Below are 15,619 nucleotides of genomic sequence, written 5' to 3' on the forward strand. Positions count from 1 at the left end.
TGCAGCGGTTCGGCGACGGCTGACCGGCAACATCGCGAGCCGCCGTGCGGGGCGGTCGCCGCGCGAAACGGATTCGCAGGTCATCATGGGAAAAACGGCAACCGCACCGCACCGGGCGCGGTTGCCGCAGCTTGGCCGAACGTTGCAAAACGTTGATCATCGTGAAGGTTCGGTCGCTGTCCGTATCCGGTTCCACGCCTGCTAAAGTCGCGCAGTAGTGCCGTGGGTCGTCCCCGTTGGCGGGGTGAGCCGGCGGCACTGCTACTGGAGTTTCCCGCCGTGCCGGCTGATGGAAGCCGGCCGATGTCTTTCCGGCCGGTTTCGACCGGCTCGCGTACAGGAGGTTCGCGTGCTCGGCGCCTTCCGCTCGGCTCTGGCAACGCCGGACCTGCGCCGCAAGATCCTGTTCACTCTGGGGATGGTGGTGCTCTACCGCCTGGGCGCGACGATTCCGTCGCCCGGTGTGAGCTACCCCAACATTCAGCAGTGCATCCAGCAGATCCAAGGCAGCGGCTCCGAGAGCGTCTACTCGCTGCTCACTCTCTTCAGCGGTGGTGCGCTCCTGCAGCTATCGGTGTTGTCGCTGGGCATCATGCCCTACATCACCGCGAGCATCATCGTTCAGCTGCTGCAGGTGGTCATTCCTCGCTTCGAGCAGCTGAAGAAGGAAGGCCAGTCCGGCCAGGCCAAGCTCACCCAGTACACCCGCTACCTCACGATCGCGCTCGCGGTCCTGCAGGGCACCGGCATCGTGGCGCTGGCCGTGCGCGGCCAGCTGTTCCAGGGCTGCACGGTTTCGCCGATCCCGGACTCCTCGGTGCTGAACCTGGTCACCATCGTGGTCGTCATGACCGCCGGTGCGGCGATCCTGATGTGGATGGGCGAGCTGATCACCGAGCGCGGTGTCGGCAACGGCATGTCGCTGCTGATCTTCGTCTCGATCGCCTCCCGGATCCCGGCCGAGGGCGGCAACATCCTCAAGGGCCACGGCCCGCTGGTGTTCTCGATGGTCTGCGTCTTCGCGGTCGCGATCATCGCCACCGTGGTGTTCATCGAGCAGGCGCAGCGCCGGATCCCGGTGCAGTACGCCAAGCGCATGATCGGGCGCCGGATGTACGGCGGCACCTCGACGTACCTGCCGCTGAAGGTCAACCAGGCCGGCGTTATCCCGGTCATCTTCGGGTCGTCGCTGCTGTACCTGCCGCAGCTGATCGGCCAGGTCGCGGGCCAGAACGACAGCTGGTGGTCCCGGTTCCTGCAGACCTACATCGTCGATCCGTCCAGCTGGGTGCACATCCTGCTGTACATGATGCTGATCATCTTCTTCGCCTACTTCTACGTGTCGATCACGTTCAACCCGGAGGAGCGGGCGGACGACATGAAGAAGTTCGGCGGGTTCATCCCGGGCATCCGCCCGGGCAGGCCGACGGCCGAGTACCTGAGCTTCGTGCTCTCCCGGATCACGCTGCCCGGCTCGCTGTACCTGGGCATCGTGGCGATCCTGCCGATGTTCTTCCTCGGGCTGACCGGTGGTCAGGGCGGGGCGCAGAACTTCCCGTTCGGCGGCACGGCGGTGCTGATCATGGTCAACGTCGGCCTGGACACCGTTAAGCAGATCGAGAGCCAGCTCACGCAGCGCAAGTACGAGGGTTTCCTCCGGTAAACTCGGCGACTCCGGGCGTGCCTTCGGCATGCCCGGAGTGGCGTGCGTAACCCGTACCGTGTGTTCACTCGTTCTTCGGGGATGCGTAGTCTGGCTTGACCGCACGCCCCGCAGTACTGGTGGTGCGCAGCTCGTCAGCAAGTGGCGCGCGATGGCGATGATTCGGAGGCAGACCCTTGGTGCGATTGGTTCTCGTCGGTCCGCCCGGTGCGGGCAAGGGCACCCAAGCGGCCGTGCTGAGCGAGAAGCTCGGCGTACCGCACATCTCCACCGGCGATCTGTTCCGCGCGAACATCGGCAACCAGACGGCTCTCGGGCAGAAGGCCAAGAGCTACATGGACGCCGGTGAACTGGTGCCGGACGAGGTCACCAACGAGATGGTGCGCGACCGCCTCGGTGACGACGATGCGGCCAAGGGCTTCCTGCTCGACGGGTACCCGCGGAACACCGCTCAGGCGGACGTGCTCAGCGGCATGCTCGCCGACAAGGACATGGAGCTGACCGCGGTGCTGCAGTTCGACGTCCCGGAGGAAGAGCTGGTCAACCGCATGCTCGAGCGCGGTCGCTCGGATGACACCGAGGACGTGATCCGGCGCAGGCTGGCGGTCTACCACTCGGAGACCGCGCCGCTGCTGGACTACTACCAGGGCAAGATCATCAAGATCGACGCGCTGGGCTCGGTCGAGGAGATCAGCTCGCGGGCGATGGAAGCGCTGCGCACTCAGGCGTGAGAGCTCGAACCCGGCCGGTCACTTCGGTGGCCGGCCGGTATTTTGTTTCCGTGCCGGAGTCCTCCGGCGATTCCGAGTAGTACTTTTCGAGGGTGAGTGCCGTGTTGCGTCGGGGGAAGGGCATCGAGCTCAAGTCGCGCGGTGAGATCGAGGCGATGCGCGCCTCCGGTCTGGTCGTCGCGCGGGCGTTGGCCGCGGTCGCCGAGAAGGCGGTGCCCGGCGTGAGCACCGGCGAGCTGGACGCGGTTGCCGATCAGGTGATCCGCGACGCCGGTGCGGTGCCCTCGTTCAAGGGCTACCACGGCTTCCCGGGCTCGATCTGCGCGTCGGTCAACGAACGCGTGGTGCACGGCATCCCGTCGAAGAAGGAGATCGTCCAGGAGGGCGATCTGATCTCGGTCGACTGCGGCGCGATCCTGGACGGCTGGCACGGCGACTCCGCGGTGACGCTGGCCGTCGGCGAGATCAGCGAGGCCGACCGCGCCCTGTCGGAGGCCACCAAGGCCTCCATGTGGGCCGGCATCGAGCAGGTTCGCGCGGGCAACAAGCTCACCGACATCTCGCACGCCGTCGAGCAGGCCGCGCTGGCCGCGGCGAAGGCTGATGGCCGGGAGTACGGCATCATCGCCGAGTACGGCGGGCACGGCATCGGTACTCAGATGCACATGGAGCCGTTCCTGCCCAACCTCGGCAAGCCGGGCCGGGGTCCCAAGCTCAAGGTGGGCATGGCCATCGCGGTCGAGCCGATGCTCACCCTCGGCACCGCCGACACCGATGAGCTCGACGACGCCTGGACCGTCGTCACGGCGGACGGTTCCCGCGCCGCCCACTGGGAGCACACGGTAGCCATCACCGAAGAAGGCCCCTGGGTCCTCACCCAGGCGGAGTGAAGGTTCAGCGCCGAGCTTTTTCAGCTCGCCAGGGCTAGGCACTCCGAAGCCGCCGGAAGCGCGCGGCGGTGGTGACAGTTTTGCCTAAAACTGTACGGCCCGGTGCTCGAAGCATCCGTACAGTTTTAGGCAAAACTGTCAGGGCTTGGGGCGCCTGCAGGCGTAGATGCGGGCCGGGGGGACGTTCCGCCACACCGCGCTGCGGGGGAGGACCTCCTCGAAGGTGTCCTCCAGGGCGCCGATGAACTCGCGGGTCTGCTCCCGCCACAGCGTCGTCAGGTACGTGACCGTGGTGAACACCGCGGTGTCGGACATGATCGACGCGGCCTCGGCCAGCAGGGTGCGTTGCTGGTCCGGGGGCAGCAGGGTCCACGGGATGCTGCTGATGACGGCGTCGACCCGCTCGATGCCGATGTCCGCGAGGATCTTGCTCAGGTGGTGTGCATCGCCCTGGACGACCTCCAGCCAGGGCTTGCTCTCCCGCAGGTACGCGACCAGCTCGGGATCGATCTCCACCGCCAGGTGGCGGGACCCGGCCGCGATCCGGCGATGCAGCGGACCGCTGAGCGCACCGGTTCCAGGGCCCAGCTCCAGCACCGTGCAGGGTTCTTGCGCGGGCACCAGGTCGGCGACCGCAGCCGCCACGTACTGCGATGTGGGCAGCACCGCTCCCACCGTGGACGGCGAGCGCACCGCCCGGTGCATGAACGTCAGGTACTCCTGTGGCTTGTTCACGGCTTCTCCCTGCCCTCGGTCTGGACGCGCTGACCGTAACTGGTCCGCGATCCGGCCCGCGAAGCACCATCGATGCAGGTGAAAAAGGGCTTTCGGGTGGGTTACCCCGGAAGTCGCGCCCGGCAACCCCCGGTAGCGCCCACGTGCGCGCCCGGCAGCGGAGCGGCTCAGGTCAGGGGCCTGCGGCAGATGTAGTGCAGGATCGGCGGGGCGCACCGCCAGGTGGTGGTCGTGAGCACCTCGTCGAAGTGGGTCTCCAGCAGGCCGCGGAAGTGCTTGCCGCCCGCGCTGCGCTCGGCGGGCAGGTAGGTCAGCGCGGTGAACACGCCGTGCGGCGGCAGCGCCTCGGCGACCTGCTGCAGGGTGTGCTCCTGCGCGTCGGTGGCCAGCAGCGACCACGGGATGCTGCTGATGATCGCGTCCGGCCGGTCGATGCGCAGCTTGTCCAGCAGCGCGAGCAGGTCTCCTGCGTCGCCGTGCACGACCTCCAGCCAGGGCTTGTTCGCGCGCAGGTGCTCGACCAGCTCGCCGCCCAGTTCGATGCCCACGTGCCGGGCGCCCTCCGGCAGCCGCGCGCGGATGCCGTCGCTCAGCGAACCGGTTCCGGGGCCGAGTTCGACGACCACGGGGGAGCCGGTGGTGGGCACGACCTGGCCCACGGTAGCGGCCACGGCCGCGGTGGTCGGCGTGGCGGCGCCGACCTCGCGCGGGTGTTGCAGCGCGCTGTGCAGAAACGTGCGGTACTCGTCGAGCCTGCCCACGGCGCTCTGGGCAGCCGCCGCGAGCCGCGATGCGGTGGAACGTGTCACGCTGCTCCTCGCTTAGTCCCCGGTGTGAACGTCCTCGACCGCGCTGTCGAGCGTCTGATCGAACTTAATGAGGGTGCGAATGCCTCCGCAAGCCGTGCCGGGGCGGCTCTCAGGGTGCGCATAGGTACCGATCCAGACGAACCGAACGCGGTCGAATCATCGGCAGGAAGTGCCTGTAGCCCACTTGAGCTGCCCCGATGTGGAGTGGTAATTCGGCGGCGCGTACGATGAACTATCGGCGCACGAGTGGCGCCGGTTCGTTGTGCCTGCGCGCTCCGTCCGGGTGGCTTTCTTCAGCCTATCCGTTGCGGACGAACATCGGTATTTCGATCCGGGCCGCGCGTGTGCCGGTCGTGGCCGCCGGGGCTTCCGGTGGTCGCGTCAGGGATCGCGAGGTCCCGCAAACCGTCACCGTCACGAAACGCGGAGGACATGGGCAAGAAGGACGGGGCCATTGAGGTCGAGGGTCGAGTGATCGAGCCGCTTCCCAACGCGATGTTCCGCGTCGAGTTGGAAAACGGCCACAAGGTCCTCGCACACATCAGTGGCAAGATGCGTCAGCACTACATCCGCATCCTGCCCGAGGACCGGGTCGTGGTGGAGCTCTCGCCGTACGACCTTTCCCGTGGGCGCATCGTCTACCGCTACAAGTGACCTCCACGGTGTCCGGGGCGACCCGGACACGCGTCCGAGCAGGAGAGCACGACCGTGAAGGTCCAACCAAGTGTGAAGAAGATCTGCGACAAGTGCCAGGTCATTCGTCGTCACGGACGAGTCCTGGTGATCTGCGACAACGCCCGGCACAAGCAGCGCCAGGGCTGACGCGGACCACTTAGGTCGCGGCAAGCTCACAACAAAGTGAAGAACTCCCGCAGCCTGCCGGTTCGGAAGTGAACCGGTGAGACCCCTGGGCCAGGCCGGGGCTCCGCACGTCACGTGCGGGGGCGGTGCGGGAGCAGACCTGGACCGAGTGAAGGAGAAGGAGCCGACATGGCACGGCTCGTTGGAGTCGACCTCCCGCGCGAAAAGCGCATGGAGATCGCGCTCACCTACATCTTCGGGGTCGGCAAGACCCGGGCCAAGGAGATTCTCTCCGGCACCGGGATCTCGCCCGACCTGAAGCCGCGCGACCTCGATGACGATCAGATCACCACGCTGCGTGACTACATCGAGGAGAACTACCGGGTTGAAGGTGACCTCCGCCGTGAGGTTCAGGCCGACATCCGCCGGAAGATCGAAATCGGCTGCTACGACGGCCTGCGGCACCGCAAGCACCTGCCGTTGAACGGGCAGCGGACCAAGACCAACGCCCGTACCCGCAAGGGGCCGAAGAAGACGGTCGCCGGCAAGAAGAAGGCCGGACGGAAGTAAGCCTCACTAGGAGACACCTGCATGCCACCCAAGGCTCGCGCCGGCGCCGTGAAGAAGGTGCGGCGCAAGGAAAAGAAGAACGTTGCCCACGGGCAGGCTCACATCAAGAGCACGTTCAACAACACGATCGTTTCGATCACCGACCCCACGGGTGCGGCGATCAGCTGGGCATCGGCCGGCCACGTCGGGTTCAAGGGCTCTCGCAAGTCCACCCCGTTCGCCGCGCAGATGGCCGCCGAGAACGCGGCCCGCAAGGCCGCGGAGCACGGCATGAAGAAGGTCGACGTCTTCGTGAAGGGCCCGGGTTCGGGCCGCGAGACGGCGATCCGCTCGCTGCAGGCCGCAGGCCTCGAGGTGGGCACCATCCAGGACGTCACCCCGCAGCCGCACAACGGTTGCCGCCCGCCGAAGCGTCGTCGGGTCTGAGCCGCGGGAAGGAGTAGACAACACCAATGGCTCGTTACACCGGTCCCGCGACCCGCAAGTCCCGCCGCCTCAAGGTTGACCTTGTCGGTGGCGACCAGGCCTTCGAGCGTCGTCCGTACCCGCCGGGGCAGCACGGTCGCGCGCGCATCAAGGAAACCGAGTACCTGCTGCAGCTCCAGGAGAAGCAGAAGGCCCGGTACACCTACGGCGTGCTCGAGCGTCAGTTCCGCGCGTACTACGAGGAAGCCAACCGCCGCTCCGGCAAGACGGGTGAGAACCTGCTGCAGCTGCTGGAGAGCCGGCTGGACAACGTCGTGTACCGCGCCGGTCTGGCCCGCACCCGCCGGATGGCGCGTCAGCTGGTCAGCCACGGCCACTTCACGGTCAACGGCAAGCGCGTGAACGTCCCCAGCTTCCAGGTCTCGAAGTGGGACATCATCGACGTCAAGCCGAAGTCGCTGGCCATGACGCCGTTCCTGATCGCGAAGGAAACCCTGGGCGAGCGCCCGGTTCCGGCGTGGCTCCAGGTCGTGCCCTCGAACCTGCGGATCCTGGTGCACCAGCTCCCGGAGCGCGCGCAGATCGACACCCCGGTCACCGAGCAGCTCATCGTCGAGCTCTACTCGAAGTGACGCGTTCCGCCGGCGGCCCGATGCGGTCGCCGGCGGTCGCAGCCCACGGTGGCGGTGCAGGAATCCGCCACCGGCCCGCGCGAAGCGGGCATGCCATTCCATCGGCGTCATATGGCGGTCGCCGTGAGGAAAGGATTACGAAGTGCTCATCTCCCAGCGACCCACGCTGTCCGAGGAGGCGGTGTCGGAGACTCGCTCCCGGTTCGTCATCGAACCGCTGGAGCCGGGTTTCGGTTACACCCTCGGCAACTCGCTGCGTCGTACCCTGCTCTCCTCCATCCCGGGGGCGGCGGTCACCAGCCTGCGCATCGACGGTGTGCTGCACGAGTTCACCACGATCCAGGGTGTGAAGGAGGACGTCACCGACGTCATCCTCAACATCAAGGAACTGGTCGTGTCCTCCGAGGAGGACGAGCCGGTCACGATGTACCTGCGCAAGCAGGGCCCGGGTGAGGTCACCGCGGCGGACATCGTGCCGCCGGCCGGTGTCACCGTGCACAACCCCGATCTGCACATCGCCACGCTGAACGCGAAGGGCAAGCTGGAGATCGAGCTCGTCGTCGAGCGTGGTCGTGGCTACGTCCCTGCGATGCAGAACAAGCAGGCCGGTGCCGAGATCGGCCGGATCCCGGTCGACTCGATCTACTCGCCGGTCCTGAAGGTGACCTACAAGGTCGAGGCGACTCGTGTCGAGCAGCGCACCGACTTCGACAAGCTGGTCCTCGACGTCGAGACCAAGCCGTCCATCACCCCGCGCGATGCGGTGGCGTCGGCCGGCCGGACCCTCGTCGAGCTGTTCGGGCTCGCCCGCGAGCTCAACATCGATGCCGAGGGCATCGAGATCGGCCCGTCGCCTGCGGAGGCCGACACCATCGCGGCCTACGCGATGCCGATCGAGGACCTCGACCTGACGGTGCGCTCCTACAACTGCCTCAAGCGGGAGGGCATTCACACCGTCGGCGAGCTGGTTTCGCGGAGCGAGGCCGACCTGCTGGACATTCGCAACTTCGGTGCGAAGTCCATCGACGAGGTCAAGATGAAGCTGGCCGGGCTGGGGCTCGCCCTCAAGGACAGCCCGCCCGGGTTCGACCCGTCGGCCGCGGCGGCCGAGTACCCGTCCGAGGGCTGGTCCTCCGATGAGGACGAAGAGGAGACCACCCTGGGGTCGTTCGGTGCCGTCGAGGACACCGGCTTCGACGACGGTCAGGACTACGCGGAGACAGAGCAGCTTTAGCTGTGTTGCGCGTCCGGGGTTCACCGGCGCGCCCTTGAGAGGAGCAACCGATGCCCACCCCGACCAAGGGTCCGCGTCTCGGCGGGTCCCCGTCGCACGAGCGGCTGATCCTGGCCAACCTGGCCACCTCGCTGTTCGAGCACGGTCGGATCACCACCACCGAGGCGAAGGCGAAGCGGCTGCGGCCGATCGCCGAGCGGCTGATCACCAAGGCCAAGAAGGGCGACCTGCACAACCGTCGCGAGGTCATGAAGACCATCCGCGACAAGGACGTCGTGCACAAGCTCTTCGAGGAGATCGGTCCGTTCTTCGCCGACCGCAACGGCGGTTACACCCGCATCGTGAAGACGATGCCGCGCAAGGGTGACAACGCGAAGATGGCCGTTCTCGCGCTGGTGGCGGAGAAGACCGCCACCTCCGAGGCCGAGGCCGCTCGCGGTACCAAGTTCGCCAAGGACGAGCCGAAGGCCGAGGCCGCGGAGGAGACCACCGAGGCCGCGGAGGAGACCACCGAGGCCGCCGAGGCGACCGCGGAGGACACCGCCGCGGAGGAGACCGCTGCCGAGAAGAAGGACGACGAGTCCTGATCTTGGCTGGTGAAGTCATGAACGAGCCCGCCGCTCCCGCTGGGGAGGGCGGGCTCGTTCGCGTTCGCGCCGAGCTCTCCTACGACGGCACGGACTTCGCGGGCTGGGCCAAGCAACCCGGCCAGCGCACGGTCCAGGGCCTGCTCGAGGACGCGCTGGCCAAGCAACCGCCCGGCGAGCGAGTGCCGCGTTCGGTCGTGGTCGCCGGTCGCACGGATTCCGGCGTGCACGCCGATGGCCAGGTCGTGCACTTCGACGTGGAACCCGTCGATGCCGCGTCGAGCCGCCTGCCGGTGGACGCCGACGGCATCCCCGACCTGGACCGGATGGCCCACCGATGGAACCGGATCCTGCCGCCGGACGTTCGCGTCCGGAAGGCGGAGAAGGCCCCGGCGGGATTCGACGCCCGCTTCTCGGCGATGCGCAGGCACTATCGCTACCAGGTCTCCGATGCCCCGTGGGGCGTCGATCCGCTGCGCAGGCGCGACACCCTCGCCTGGAACCGGCCGCTGGACGTGGACGCGTTGAACGCGGCGGCCCGGGAGTTGCTGGGGCTGCACGACTTCGCGGCGTACTGCAAGCCGCGGGAGGGCGCCACGACGATCCGGGAGCTGCAGTCGTTCACCTGGACCCGGGTCGAGGAGCACCTGGTCGTGGCCGAGGTCATGGCGGACGCCTTCTGCCACTCGATGGTCCGGAGCCTGGTGGGCACCCTGCTGATGGTTGGCGACGGTCGCCGCCGGACCGGCTGGCCGCACGAGGTCCTCGACTCCGAGGTCCGCACCTCGGCGGTCGCCCCGCCGCACGGCCTGTCCCTGGCGGCGATCGACTACCCGCCGCCGGAGCAGCTCGCGGCCAGGGCCGAGCAGGCCAGGGCCGTCCGCGACCTGTCCTGAGCTCCTCAGCTCGGAGTTGCGTGGCGGCGCGGATGGCGGCACCTGACGCGTCGTGCGGCGAGGACGGCCGCGACGCCGCGCAGGCCGCTGCTCAAGGAGCGGATCCCGCAGCCGCACGACGCGTCAGGACCTGCGGCGGTAACGGTTGAGTCCGGCACCGCGAACAGCGGCTCCCGCCGCACACCGCTGAGGCTCCCTGATCCTTGGGTCCACGGCGTCCGGTGCCGGTTGAGTTCCCGCACCGCGTGCGGCTGGCACCGCGTGATGAGGGGACCCGTCAGTTCTTCGGGTTCAGCGTCTCCGCGATCGAGGGCTTCGGTTCTCCGGGCTGCGGGGTGGAGGGCACGTCGAGCTGCCTCGCCGCACCCGGTTCGGCCTGCTCCGGTTCCTCCTCGGGTTCGCCGAACACCGCGGGCGCGGCGTCCGGTGGGGTTCCGAAGAGCTCCTCGGGGCCGTTCTTGATGCGGGAATCGTTGGTGCGCTCCTGCGAACGGCCGCCCTGACGGCCCAGCATCGCGCTCATTCCGCCCATCATGCCCATGGGCATCATGCCGCTCGCCACGCCGGCTCCCGCGGCTCCGACCGCGGCCCCGGCGACGCCGCCCGCCGCGCTCGCGGCGGGCTCGTCCTCCGGTGGTTCGGCGGATGACGTCGTCGCGCCGGGGGCCAGTGCGGACGGTTGGCCGGGATCCGGTGCGGCACCCGGTGTTTCCGGTTCGCTCGGGGTTCTGGAGTCCGACGAGGACGACGCGTTCGCCGGGGAACCGCTCGGCGCGGCCGCGGCTTCCGGGTGCGGGGCGGCCGGGGCTTCGAAGCGCCGCGGGTTCTCCCGGTCGGCGCTGAGATCGCCGCAGCGGTGGGTGAGGGCGCGGTAGGAATCCGCGACGGCCTCCAGGATCTCCGCGACCGGTTCGCCGAGATCGATCAGCTTCCTGCGGGCCCGCTCCGGTGCTCCGGGCATCGCCTCGCGCACCTCGTCGGCCGCGTCGGCCACGAGTTCCCGCAGATCGCGGCTCTGCACGCGCAGCGCTTCGGCCGTGTGCTCCAACGCCTCGGCGAGCGCGCGCATCGTGTCGGTGAGCTCGTTGCCCGCCAGGCCGACCTCGCGCACGTGCGCGAGGAAGGCGTCCGCGCCCGCGCCCTCCCAGGCCGCGTCGACGTCCCCGAGCTTGCCGGTGGCCGCGCCCGAGGAGCGCTCCACGGTCTCGGCGAGCTCGCGCCACGCCTCGGCAGCGTTGCGCAGATCCTGCTGCCTTCCGAGGAGCCCGGCGGCGTCGGCGGGGATGGCGTGCGGTACTTCCAGCTCGTCGGCCACCCGCGCGAGGTAGCCGAGTTCCTCGGTGAGTTCGGCGTGCTCCCGCATCGTCCTCACCGCTCCTGTCCGCGGAGCTGACCGGCACCGTCGTCATCGCCACCGGTGTAGGCGTCGACGACCGCGCGCAGCCCGTCCCCGGCCTCGGTCAGTGCTTCGGCCGCGCGCTCGCGCCTGCCCAGCAGCTCCGAGCACAGCCGCGCGTACGCCTCGGCAGCGCCGTGCCCGAGCTCGCCGAACGCCGTCGGGTCGAGCCGCAGGTCGTGATCGGTGGTCTCGGTGATCTCCTCGCCGGCCGCGCGCACCTGCCGCGCGCAGGTCGAGAGCACGTCGACGTCCACCCGGATTCCCGGCATCGCCAGCACCTCCCAGGTCGTCCGGAAAAAGAACCGCCCGCAGCCAACCCCGGCTGCGGGCGGTTCGCTCGTTCCTCGGACGTGCGAAGCAGGCGGTGCGGTTCCGCCTCGGGCGGGCGAATCAGCTGCCCGCGGCGGCTCCGGACTGCTGCGCGTCGTCCTGCGGCGGCCGATTGACCCCGCCCGGGCCGACTGGCACCGAGTCGTAGGTCATGCTGGCGTTCGCCGGGTCGAGGAAGTCACCGCCCGGCAGCGTGCGCATCAGCCAGGACGGTCCCGCCTCGATCTCGCGGGCGTTGTTGACCACGCCGAGTCCCTGCGCGGTGGCCGCGTCCTTGATGCCGTACTGCACGCCCTGGTCGGAAACCAGGAAGATCGGGCCGCTCTCGGCCCCGGCCTCGTTGGACGTGCCGCGCACGACCGCTGACTTGCCCGCCGGGGCGTAGTAGTAGTCGACCTTCGGGCCGGTCCCGTCGGCCTGCGCCAGCTGCACGGCGGGCTTCGCGGCCGGGCTGCCCTGGTTGAGGGTCACCGTGATGTTCTGCGCGCCGTTGACGTTCTTCCAGCTCAAGCAGGACGTGTCGGCCTGCTGGAAGGTCGTCGGCTTGGGCACCTCCACCGGGAAGTGCGAGAGGTCGATCCGGTCGCTCTCGTCGGCGTTCGGTGCGTCGGTGATGGCACCGGTCGCGTTGGGGATCTCGCGGCTGCTCTGCTTGGACGCGTGCAGGACCGCGGCCGCGCCGGCGTTGATCTTCTGCTTGCCGCTGGGCATCAGCGCGAAGTACTCCGCGTCCTCGCCCGGCACGCTGCGCTTGACCACGTCGCCGGCCTGGTAGCGCGACATGTAGTCGAGCTGGGCGCCGTCGATGTCCGGGACCTCCAGGTCCGGCACGCTCGGGATGGCGTTGAGCATGTTGGTGGTGATGGTGCGCGGCGTGGCGCTGTTGAGACCGAAGATGTCGCGCACGGTCTCCTCGTCATCGGAGATCTTGGACTTCACCGCGTGGGTGTGCTCCCGGTTTCCGCTGAGTTGCTCGACCCGGTAGATGAGGTACTCGTCACCGGTGGTCTGGTCCTCGACGAACAGCGACCGGTTCGGCGCGAGTTCGGTGCCGTGCTGCCCGTCACCGCCGATGACCGTGGTCTTGACCTCGGTCGCCTCCTCGACGCGCGAGGAGCTGACGTTGGCCACGTCGCCGACGTCGCAGATCGCCCACGACGGTTCGGCCTGGTTGTCCGCGCTGGGCAGGTAGGTGGGGGCGTTGACCATGCCGGTCACCGGTCCGCGCGGGAAGTCCCCGAGCGCGGCCTCCTTGACCGTGGTGGTCGGCACCGCGCCGCTGCCCTGCTGGCCGCCCTGGGCCATGACCAGCAGCTTCGCCGAGGCCATGTTCAGCATCGGGATCAGCCGCTTCTGCGCGCGGTCGTCGGAGGTGACGACGAACACGCTGCCGCTCTCCTTCGCGATGGCGATGTTGCCGGGTTCGGGAACCGTGCCCTTGCCGCCGAACAGGCCCCAGACCAGGAACCCGATCACGCCGATGACGGCCAGAGCCGCTCCCGCGCCGGTGGCCCGCTTGTGCGAGCCCATCGGGTCGTGGAGCATCACGGCGTCCTTGCGCACCAGCGCCGACTCCATGCGGCGAAGTACGAACCGATAGGCCTGGACCTGTGACTTCGTTGTGGGTGTTGATGCCATTCTTCGCCTACAGCTCTCCCGTCCGAGGTACGGTCTCGCAGGATAGTCGCTGAGTTATGCGGAATGGGTGCGGTTCGACGGACTCGGTCAGTATTCTCTTCACGCGGCTAGCACCCGGATCGTTCTGCGCCGCACTTAACCTGCGAGGGGGAGAGACCGAACGGATGTCCGTGCCCACACAACATCCGGCCCAGCCGAGTTCTCCCGGGCCCGCCAATCCGCCCCGCACGCGAATTCGCGCGCGACGCAGGCGGATCAACGGCGTGACGCTCGGTGGCATCCCGGCGGCCAACATCGTGCTCATCGAGGTCGGTCTGGCGATCGGCCTGGGCATCTTCGCGTGGAACCAGGCGTTGTGGCCCGCTGCGGCGAGCGTCGCCGGGGTGGCGCTGATCATCGCGCTGCTGCGGCGGCGCGGTCGCTGGTTCACCCAGTGGTTCGGCCAGGTGCTGGACTACCGCGGCCGCAACCACACGCGGGTCTCCGAGCCGGCCAACGTGGACGCCGCCGAGCCCGCGGAGGACAAGGACGGCGACGGCATCATCGGCCCGGAGGAGAACCACCGGGTCGCGCTGTTGCGGCTGGTCGTCGAGGACCTGGTCATCGCCCGCACCCAGGATCACGATCGCAGCCCGGTCGGGATGTCCTGGCACAACGGCAAGTGGACCGCGGTGCTGATGGTCGAGCCGACTCCCTCGTTGCTCAGTCCGGTGGACAACGCGCCGAACCTGCCGCTGGGCGTGCTGGTGCCCTGCCTGGAAGACCGCGGTGTGGTGCTGGACGCGATCCAGCCGATCTGGCACTGCTACCCGGGAAGTGCTTCGCTGCCGTCGAATTCGCCCGCGCTGAACTCCTACATGGAGGTGCTCGGCAGGCTGCCCGCGGCGGCCCGTCGCACCACCTGGATCGCGGTCCGGCTGGATCCGCAGCGCTGCGCCAAGGCCATCGGCGAGCGCGGTGGCGGCGTGCTGGGCGCGCAGCGCGCGCTGCTGGGTGCGCTCTCGCGCGTGCGCAACGCGCTGGAGCAGCAGGGGATCACCACCCGCCCGCTGGATCCGGACGAGCTGCTGCAGGCGGGGATCTCCTCGGCCGAGCTGCACGGCGTGCTCGGCACGCAGCGCCCGGTGGCGTTGAAGGAGCGCTGGGAGGGCGTGACGGCCGGACAGGTCGGCCACTCCAGCTACGCGATCACCTCGTGGCCGAACCAGATGAACAACAGCCTCAACGCGTTGACGGGTATTCGCGCGCTGTCCACCAGCATCGCGCTGTCCGTTTCGCCGGTCGGCGAGGACGGCGAGGTCGGTCTGCGCGGCCTGGTGCGGGTCAGCGCCCGCACGCCCAACGAGCTCGACACGGCCGACGCCCGGTTGAAGGCCATCAGCAACCGTCTCGGGCTGACGCTCACGCCGCTGCGCGGTTCGCAGCTGGCAGGTTTGGCGGCGACCATGCCGCTCGGAGGTGCGGCATGAGCCGAAGCAGGACCATCGACGTGCCCGGAAACCAGGGCGTCGCACCGGAATTCCTGGTAACTCCGGAGACGCTGGACGCGGTCAGTCCGTCCGGCGATCGCGGCGGCGTGATCATCGGGTCCGATCCGCAGGGCGAGGCGCAGGCGGCGTCGCTGCTGCGCAACCTGCCGACCAGGATGGTGACCGTCGGCGGCCTCTACCTGGCCCGGCAGCTCGCGCTGCGCGCGATGGCCACGGGTGCTTGGGTGATCATCGCTACCGGTCGGCCGGCCGCCTGGAAGGTCCTGGAGCGCGCGGCCGGTGAGACCCCGGACGGCAAGCCCGTTCCGCTGGTGCAGATCCGCCGCCTGGCTCCGTTCGACCTCCCGCGCTCCTCCGAGGACACCCCGCTGCTGGTGATCCACGACGGCGGCGCGGTTCCGCAGGAGCTGTTCCCGCCGCGCGCGGCCTGGCAGACCACGATGTACGTGCTGCCGTACCTGCACCCGCAGGTCAGCAGCGGCAACGCGGCCAACACCGCGGACCTGGTGCTGTTGCAGCGCCTGCCGCTGAACCAGGCTCAGCTGGCGCAGCGGATCTGGTCGCTGCGCAACCACCAGGTGCAGCCGCTGACCCAGCTGCAGGACGACCAGGTGATCGCGCTGGGCAACATGACCTGGGCGATGATCAGGCTGGTGACCAACCAGCAGGAGAAGGAGATCCTCGGCCCGATCCGCCGGGGCGACTGACCCGCGCAGCACCGCGAAATCGCGAAATGCCCCGGCGAAACGGATGTTTCGCCGGGGCATTTCGCATGAGGGGGATTTCCC

General features: G+C 68.8%; 18 protein-coding genes. 13 read left to right on the plus strand and 5 right to left on the minus strand.

Going from position 1 to position 15,619, the window contains the following annotated elements; genetic code table 11:
- Positions 1-349 precede the first annotated feature (349 nt).
- From secY to map, 3 genes are all read left to right on the plus strand, one after another.
- A complete protein-coding gene (gene secY / locus ABD289_RS00900; RefSeq protein WP_344125372.1) occupies positions 350-1,663 on the plus strand; it encodes a preprotein translocase subunit SecY in 1,314 nt (437 codons plus the stop codon).
- Between the two features lie 176 nt (positions 1,664-1,839).
- The gene (locus ABD289_RS00905) at positions 1,840-2,394 is read left to right on the plus strand and encodes an adenylate kinase (protein WP_344125374.1); all 555 of its coding nucleotides are present in this window, start codon (positions 1,840-1,842) and stop codon (positions 2,392-2,394) included.
- Positions 2,395-2,495: 101 nt separating this feature from the next.
- A complete protein-coding gene (gene map / locus ABD289_RS00910) occupies positions 2,496-3,284 on the plus strand; it encodes a type I methionyl aminopeptidase (RefSeq protein WP_344125376.1) in 789 nt (262 codons plus the stop codon).
- A gap of 138 nt (positions 3,285-3,422) precedes the next feature.
- Here the strand turns inward: map and ABD289_RS00915 are convergent, their stop codons facing one another.
- Together ABD289_RS00915 and ABD289_RS00920 are read right to left on the minus strand one after the other, a co-directional pair.
- Positions 3,423-4,019 carry a class I SAM-dependent methyltransferase gene (locus ABD289_RS00915; protein WP_344125378.1) on the minus strand — a complete coding sequence of 199 codons (597 nt, stop codon included), beginning with the start codon at positions 4,017-4,019 and terminating at the stop codon, positions 3,423-3,425.
- Between the two features lie 167 nt (positions 4,020-4,186).
- Entirely contained in the window at positions 4,187-4,828 is a 642-nt protein-coding gene (locus ABD289_RS00920; protein WP_344125380.1) for a class I SAM-dependent methyltransferase, read from the minus strand.
- 432 nt (positions 4,829-5,260) lie between these two features.
- Here ABD289_RS00920 and infA point away from each other — a divergent pair, with 432 nt between their 5' ends.
- The 8 genes from infA to truA all read left to right on the plus strand — a co-directional run bounded on the left by infA (position 5,261) and on the right by truA (position 9,974).
- Complete coding sequence (infA, locus tag ABD289_RS00925; RefSeq protein WP_009948665.1) at positions 5,261-5,482, plus strand: translation initiation factor IF-1; 222 nt, start codon at positions 5,261-5,263, stop codon at positions 5,480-5,482.
- A 54-nt stretch (positions 5,483-5,536) separates the two neighbouring features.
- Complete coding sequence (rpmJ, locus tag ABD289_RS00930; protein ID WP_093414693.1) at positions 5,537-5,650, plus strand: 50S ribosomal protein L36; 114 nt, start codon at positions 5,537-5,539, stop codon at positions 5,648-5,650.
- Positions 5,651-5,818: 168 nt separating this feature from the next.
- A complete protein-coding gene (gene rpsM / locus ABD289_RS00935) occupies positions 5,819-6,199 on the plus strand; it encodes a 30S ribosomal protein S13 (RefSeq protein ID WP_344125384.1) in 381 nt (126 codons plus the stop codon).
- A 21-nt stretch (positions 6,200-6,220) separates the two neighbouring features.
- Positions 6,221-6,625 carry a 30S ribosomal protein S11 gene (gene rpsK, locus ABD289_RS00940; RefSeq protein ID WP_344125386.1) on the plus strand — a complete coding sequence of 135 codons (405 nt, stop codon included), beginning with the start codon at positions 6,221-6,223 and terminating at the stop codon, positions 6,623-6,625.
- Between the two features lie 26 nt (positions 6,626-6,651).
- Complete coding sequence (gene rpsD / locus ABD289_RS00945; RefSeq protein WP_344125388.1) at positions 6,652-7,257, plus strand: 30S ribosomal protein S4; 606 nt, start codon at positions 6,652-6,654, stop codon at positions 7,255-7,257.
- Between the two features lie 142 nt (positions 7,258-7,399).
- The gene (locus tag ABD289_RS00950) at positions 7,400-8,491 is read left to right on the plus strand and encodes a DNA-directed RNA polymerase subunit alpha (protein ID WP_344125390.1); all 1,092 of its coding nucleotides are present in this window, start codon (positions 7,400-7,402) and stop codon (positions 8,489-8,491) included.
- Between the two features lie 50 nt (positions 8,492-8,541).
- Positions 8,542-9,078, plus strand: a complete 537-nt coding sequence (rplQ, locus tag ABD289_RS00955; RefSeq protein ID WP_344125392.1) for a 50S ribosomal protein L17 — start codon at positions 8,542-8,544, stop codon at positions 9,076-9,078.
- A 17-nt stretch (positions 9,079-9,095) separates the two neighbouring features.
- Positions 9,096-9,974 (plus strand): tRNA pseudouridine(38-40) synthase TruA, encoded by an 879-nt coding sequence (gene truA / locus ABD289_RS00960; protein ID WP_344125394.1) that lies wholly within the window; start codon positions 9,096-9,098, stop codon positions 9,972-9,974.
- 277 nt (positions 9,975-10,251) lie between these two features.
- Here the strand turns inward: truA and ABD289_RS00965 are convergent, their stop codons facing one another.
- From ABD289_RS00965 to eccB, 3 genes are all read right to left on the minus strand, one after another.
- Positions 10,252-11,337 (minus strand): WXG100 family type VII secretion target, encoded by a 1,086-nt coding sequence (locus ABD289_RS00965; RefSeq protein WP_344125396.1) that lies wholly within the window; start codon positions 11,335-11,337, stop codon positions 10,252-10,254.
- A gap of 5 nt (positions 11,338-11,342) precedes the next feature.
- Positions 11,343-11,642 (minus strand): WXG100 family type VII secretion target, encoded by a 300-nt coding sequence (locus ABD289_RS00970; RefSeq protein WP_344125398.1) that lies wholly within the window; start codon positions 11,640-11,642, stop codon positions 11,343-11,345.
- A 121-nt stretch (positions 11,643-11,763) separates the two neighbouring features.
- Positions 11,764-13,341, minus strand: a complete 1,578-nt coding sequence (gene eccB / locus ABD289_RS00975) for a type VII secretion protein EccB (RefSeq protein WP_344125399.1) — start codon at positions 13,339-13,341, stop codon at positions 11,764-11,766.
- A gap of 164 nt (positions 13,342-13,505) precedes the next feature.
- On the opposite strand from eccB, the gene eccE reads away from it, so the two are divergent.
- Both eccE and ABD289_RS00985 read left to right on the plus strand, forming a co-directional pair.
- A complete protein-coding gene (gene eccE, locus ABD289_RS00980; protein ID WP_344125402.1) occupies positions 13,506-14,810 on the plus strand; it encodes a type VII secretion protein EccE in 1,305 nt (434 codons plus the stop codon).
- Positions 14,807-15,538, plus strand: coding sequence for a hypothetical protein (locus ABD289_RS00985; protein ID WP_344125404.1), 732 nt, complete (start codon positions 14,807-14,809; stop codon positions 15,536-15,538). Before eccE ends, ABD289_RS00985 begins: the two co-directional genes overlap by 4 nt.
- Positions 15,539-15,619 lie beyond the last annotated feature (81 nt).

Origin of the sequence: Saccharopolyspora halophila (assembly GCF_039531955.1) — a bacterium.
Lineage (GTDB): Bacteria > Actinomycetota > Actinomycetes > Mycobacteriales > Pseudonocardiaceae > Saccharopolyspora > Saccharopolyspora halophila.

Coding starts and splice junctions, on each gene's coding strand:
- infA (WP_009948665.1), top strand. CDS start 5,261: ATGGGCAAGAAGGACGGGGCCATTGAGGTCGAGGGTCGAGTGATCGAG.
- rpsM (WP_344125384.1), top strand. CDS start 5,819: ATGGCACGGCTCGTTGGAGTCGACCTCCCGCGCGAAAAGCGCATGGAG.
- rpsK (WP_344125386.1), top strand. CDS start 6,221: ATGCCACCCAAGGCTCGCGCCGGCGCCGTGAAGAAGGTGCGGCGCAAG.
- rpsD (WP_344125388.1), top strand. CDS start 6,652: ATGGCTCGTTACACCGGTCCCGCGACCCGCAAGTCCCGCCGCCTCAAG.
- rplQ (WP_344125392.1), top strand. CDS start 8,542: ATGCCCACCCCGACCAAGGGTCCGCGTCTCGGCGGGTCCCCGTCGCAC.
- truA (WP_344125394.1), top strand. CDS start 9,096: ATGAACGAGCCCGCCGCTCCCGCTGGGGAGGGCGGGCTCGTTCGCGTT.
- ABD289_RS00965 (WP_344125396.1), bottom strand. CDS start 11,337: ATGCGGGAGCACGCCGAACTCACCGAGGAACTCGGCTACCTCGCGCGG.
- ABD289_RS00970 (WP_344125398.1), bottom strand. CDS start 11,642: ATGCCGGGAATCCGGGTGGACGTCGACGTGCTCTCGACCTGCGCGCGG.
- eccB (WP_344125399.1), bottom strand. CDS start 13,341: ATGGCATCAACACCCACAACGAAGTCACAGGTCCAGGCCTATCGGTTC.
- eccE (WP_344125402.1), top strand. CDS start 13,506: ATGTCCGTGCCCACACAACATCCGGCCCAGCCGAGTTCTCCCGGGCCC.
- ABD289_RS00985 (WP_344125404.1), top strand. CDS start 14,807: ATGAGCCGAAGCAGGACCATCGACGTGCCCGGAAACCAGGGCGTCGCA.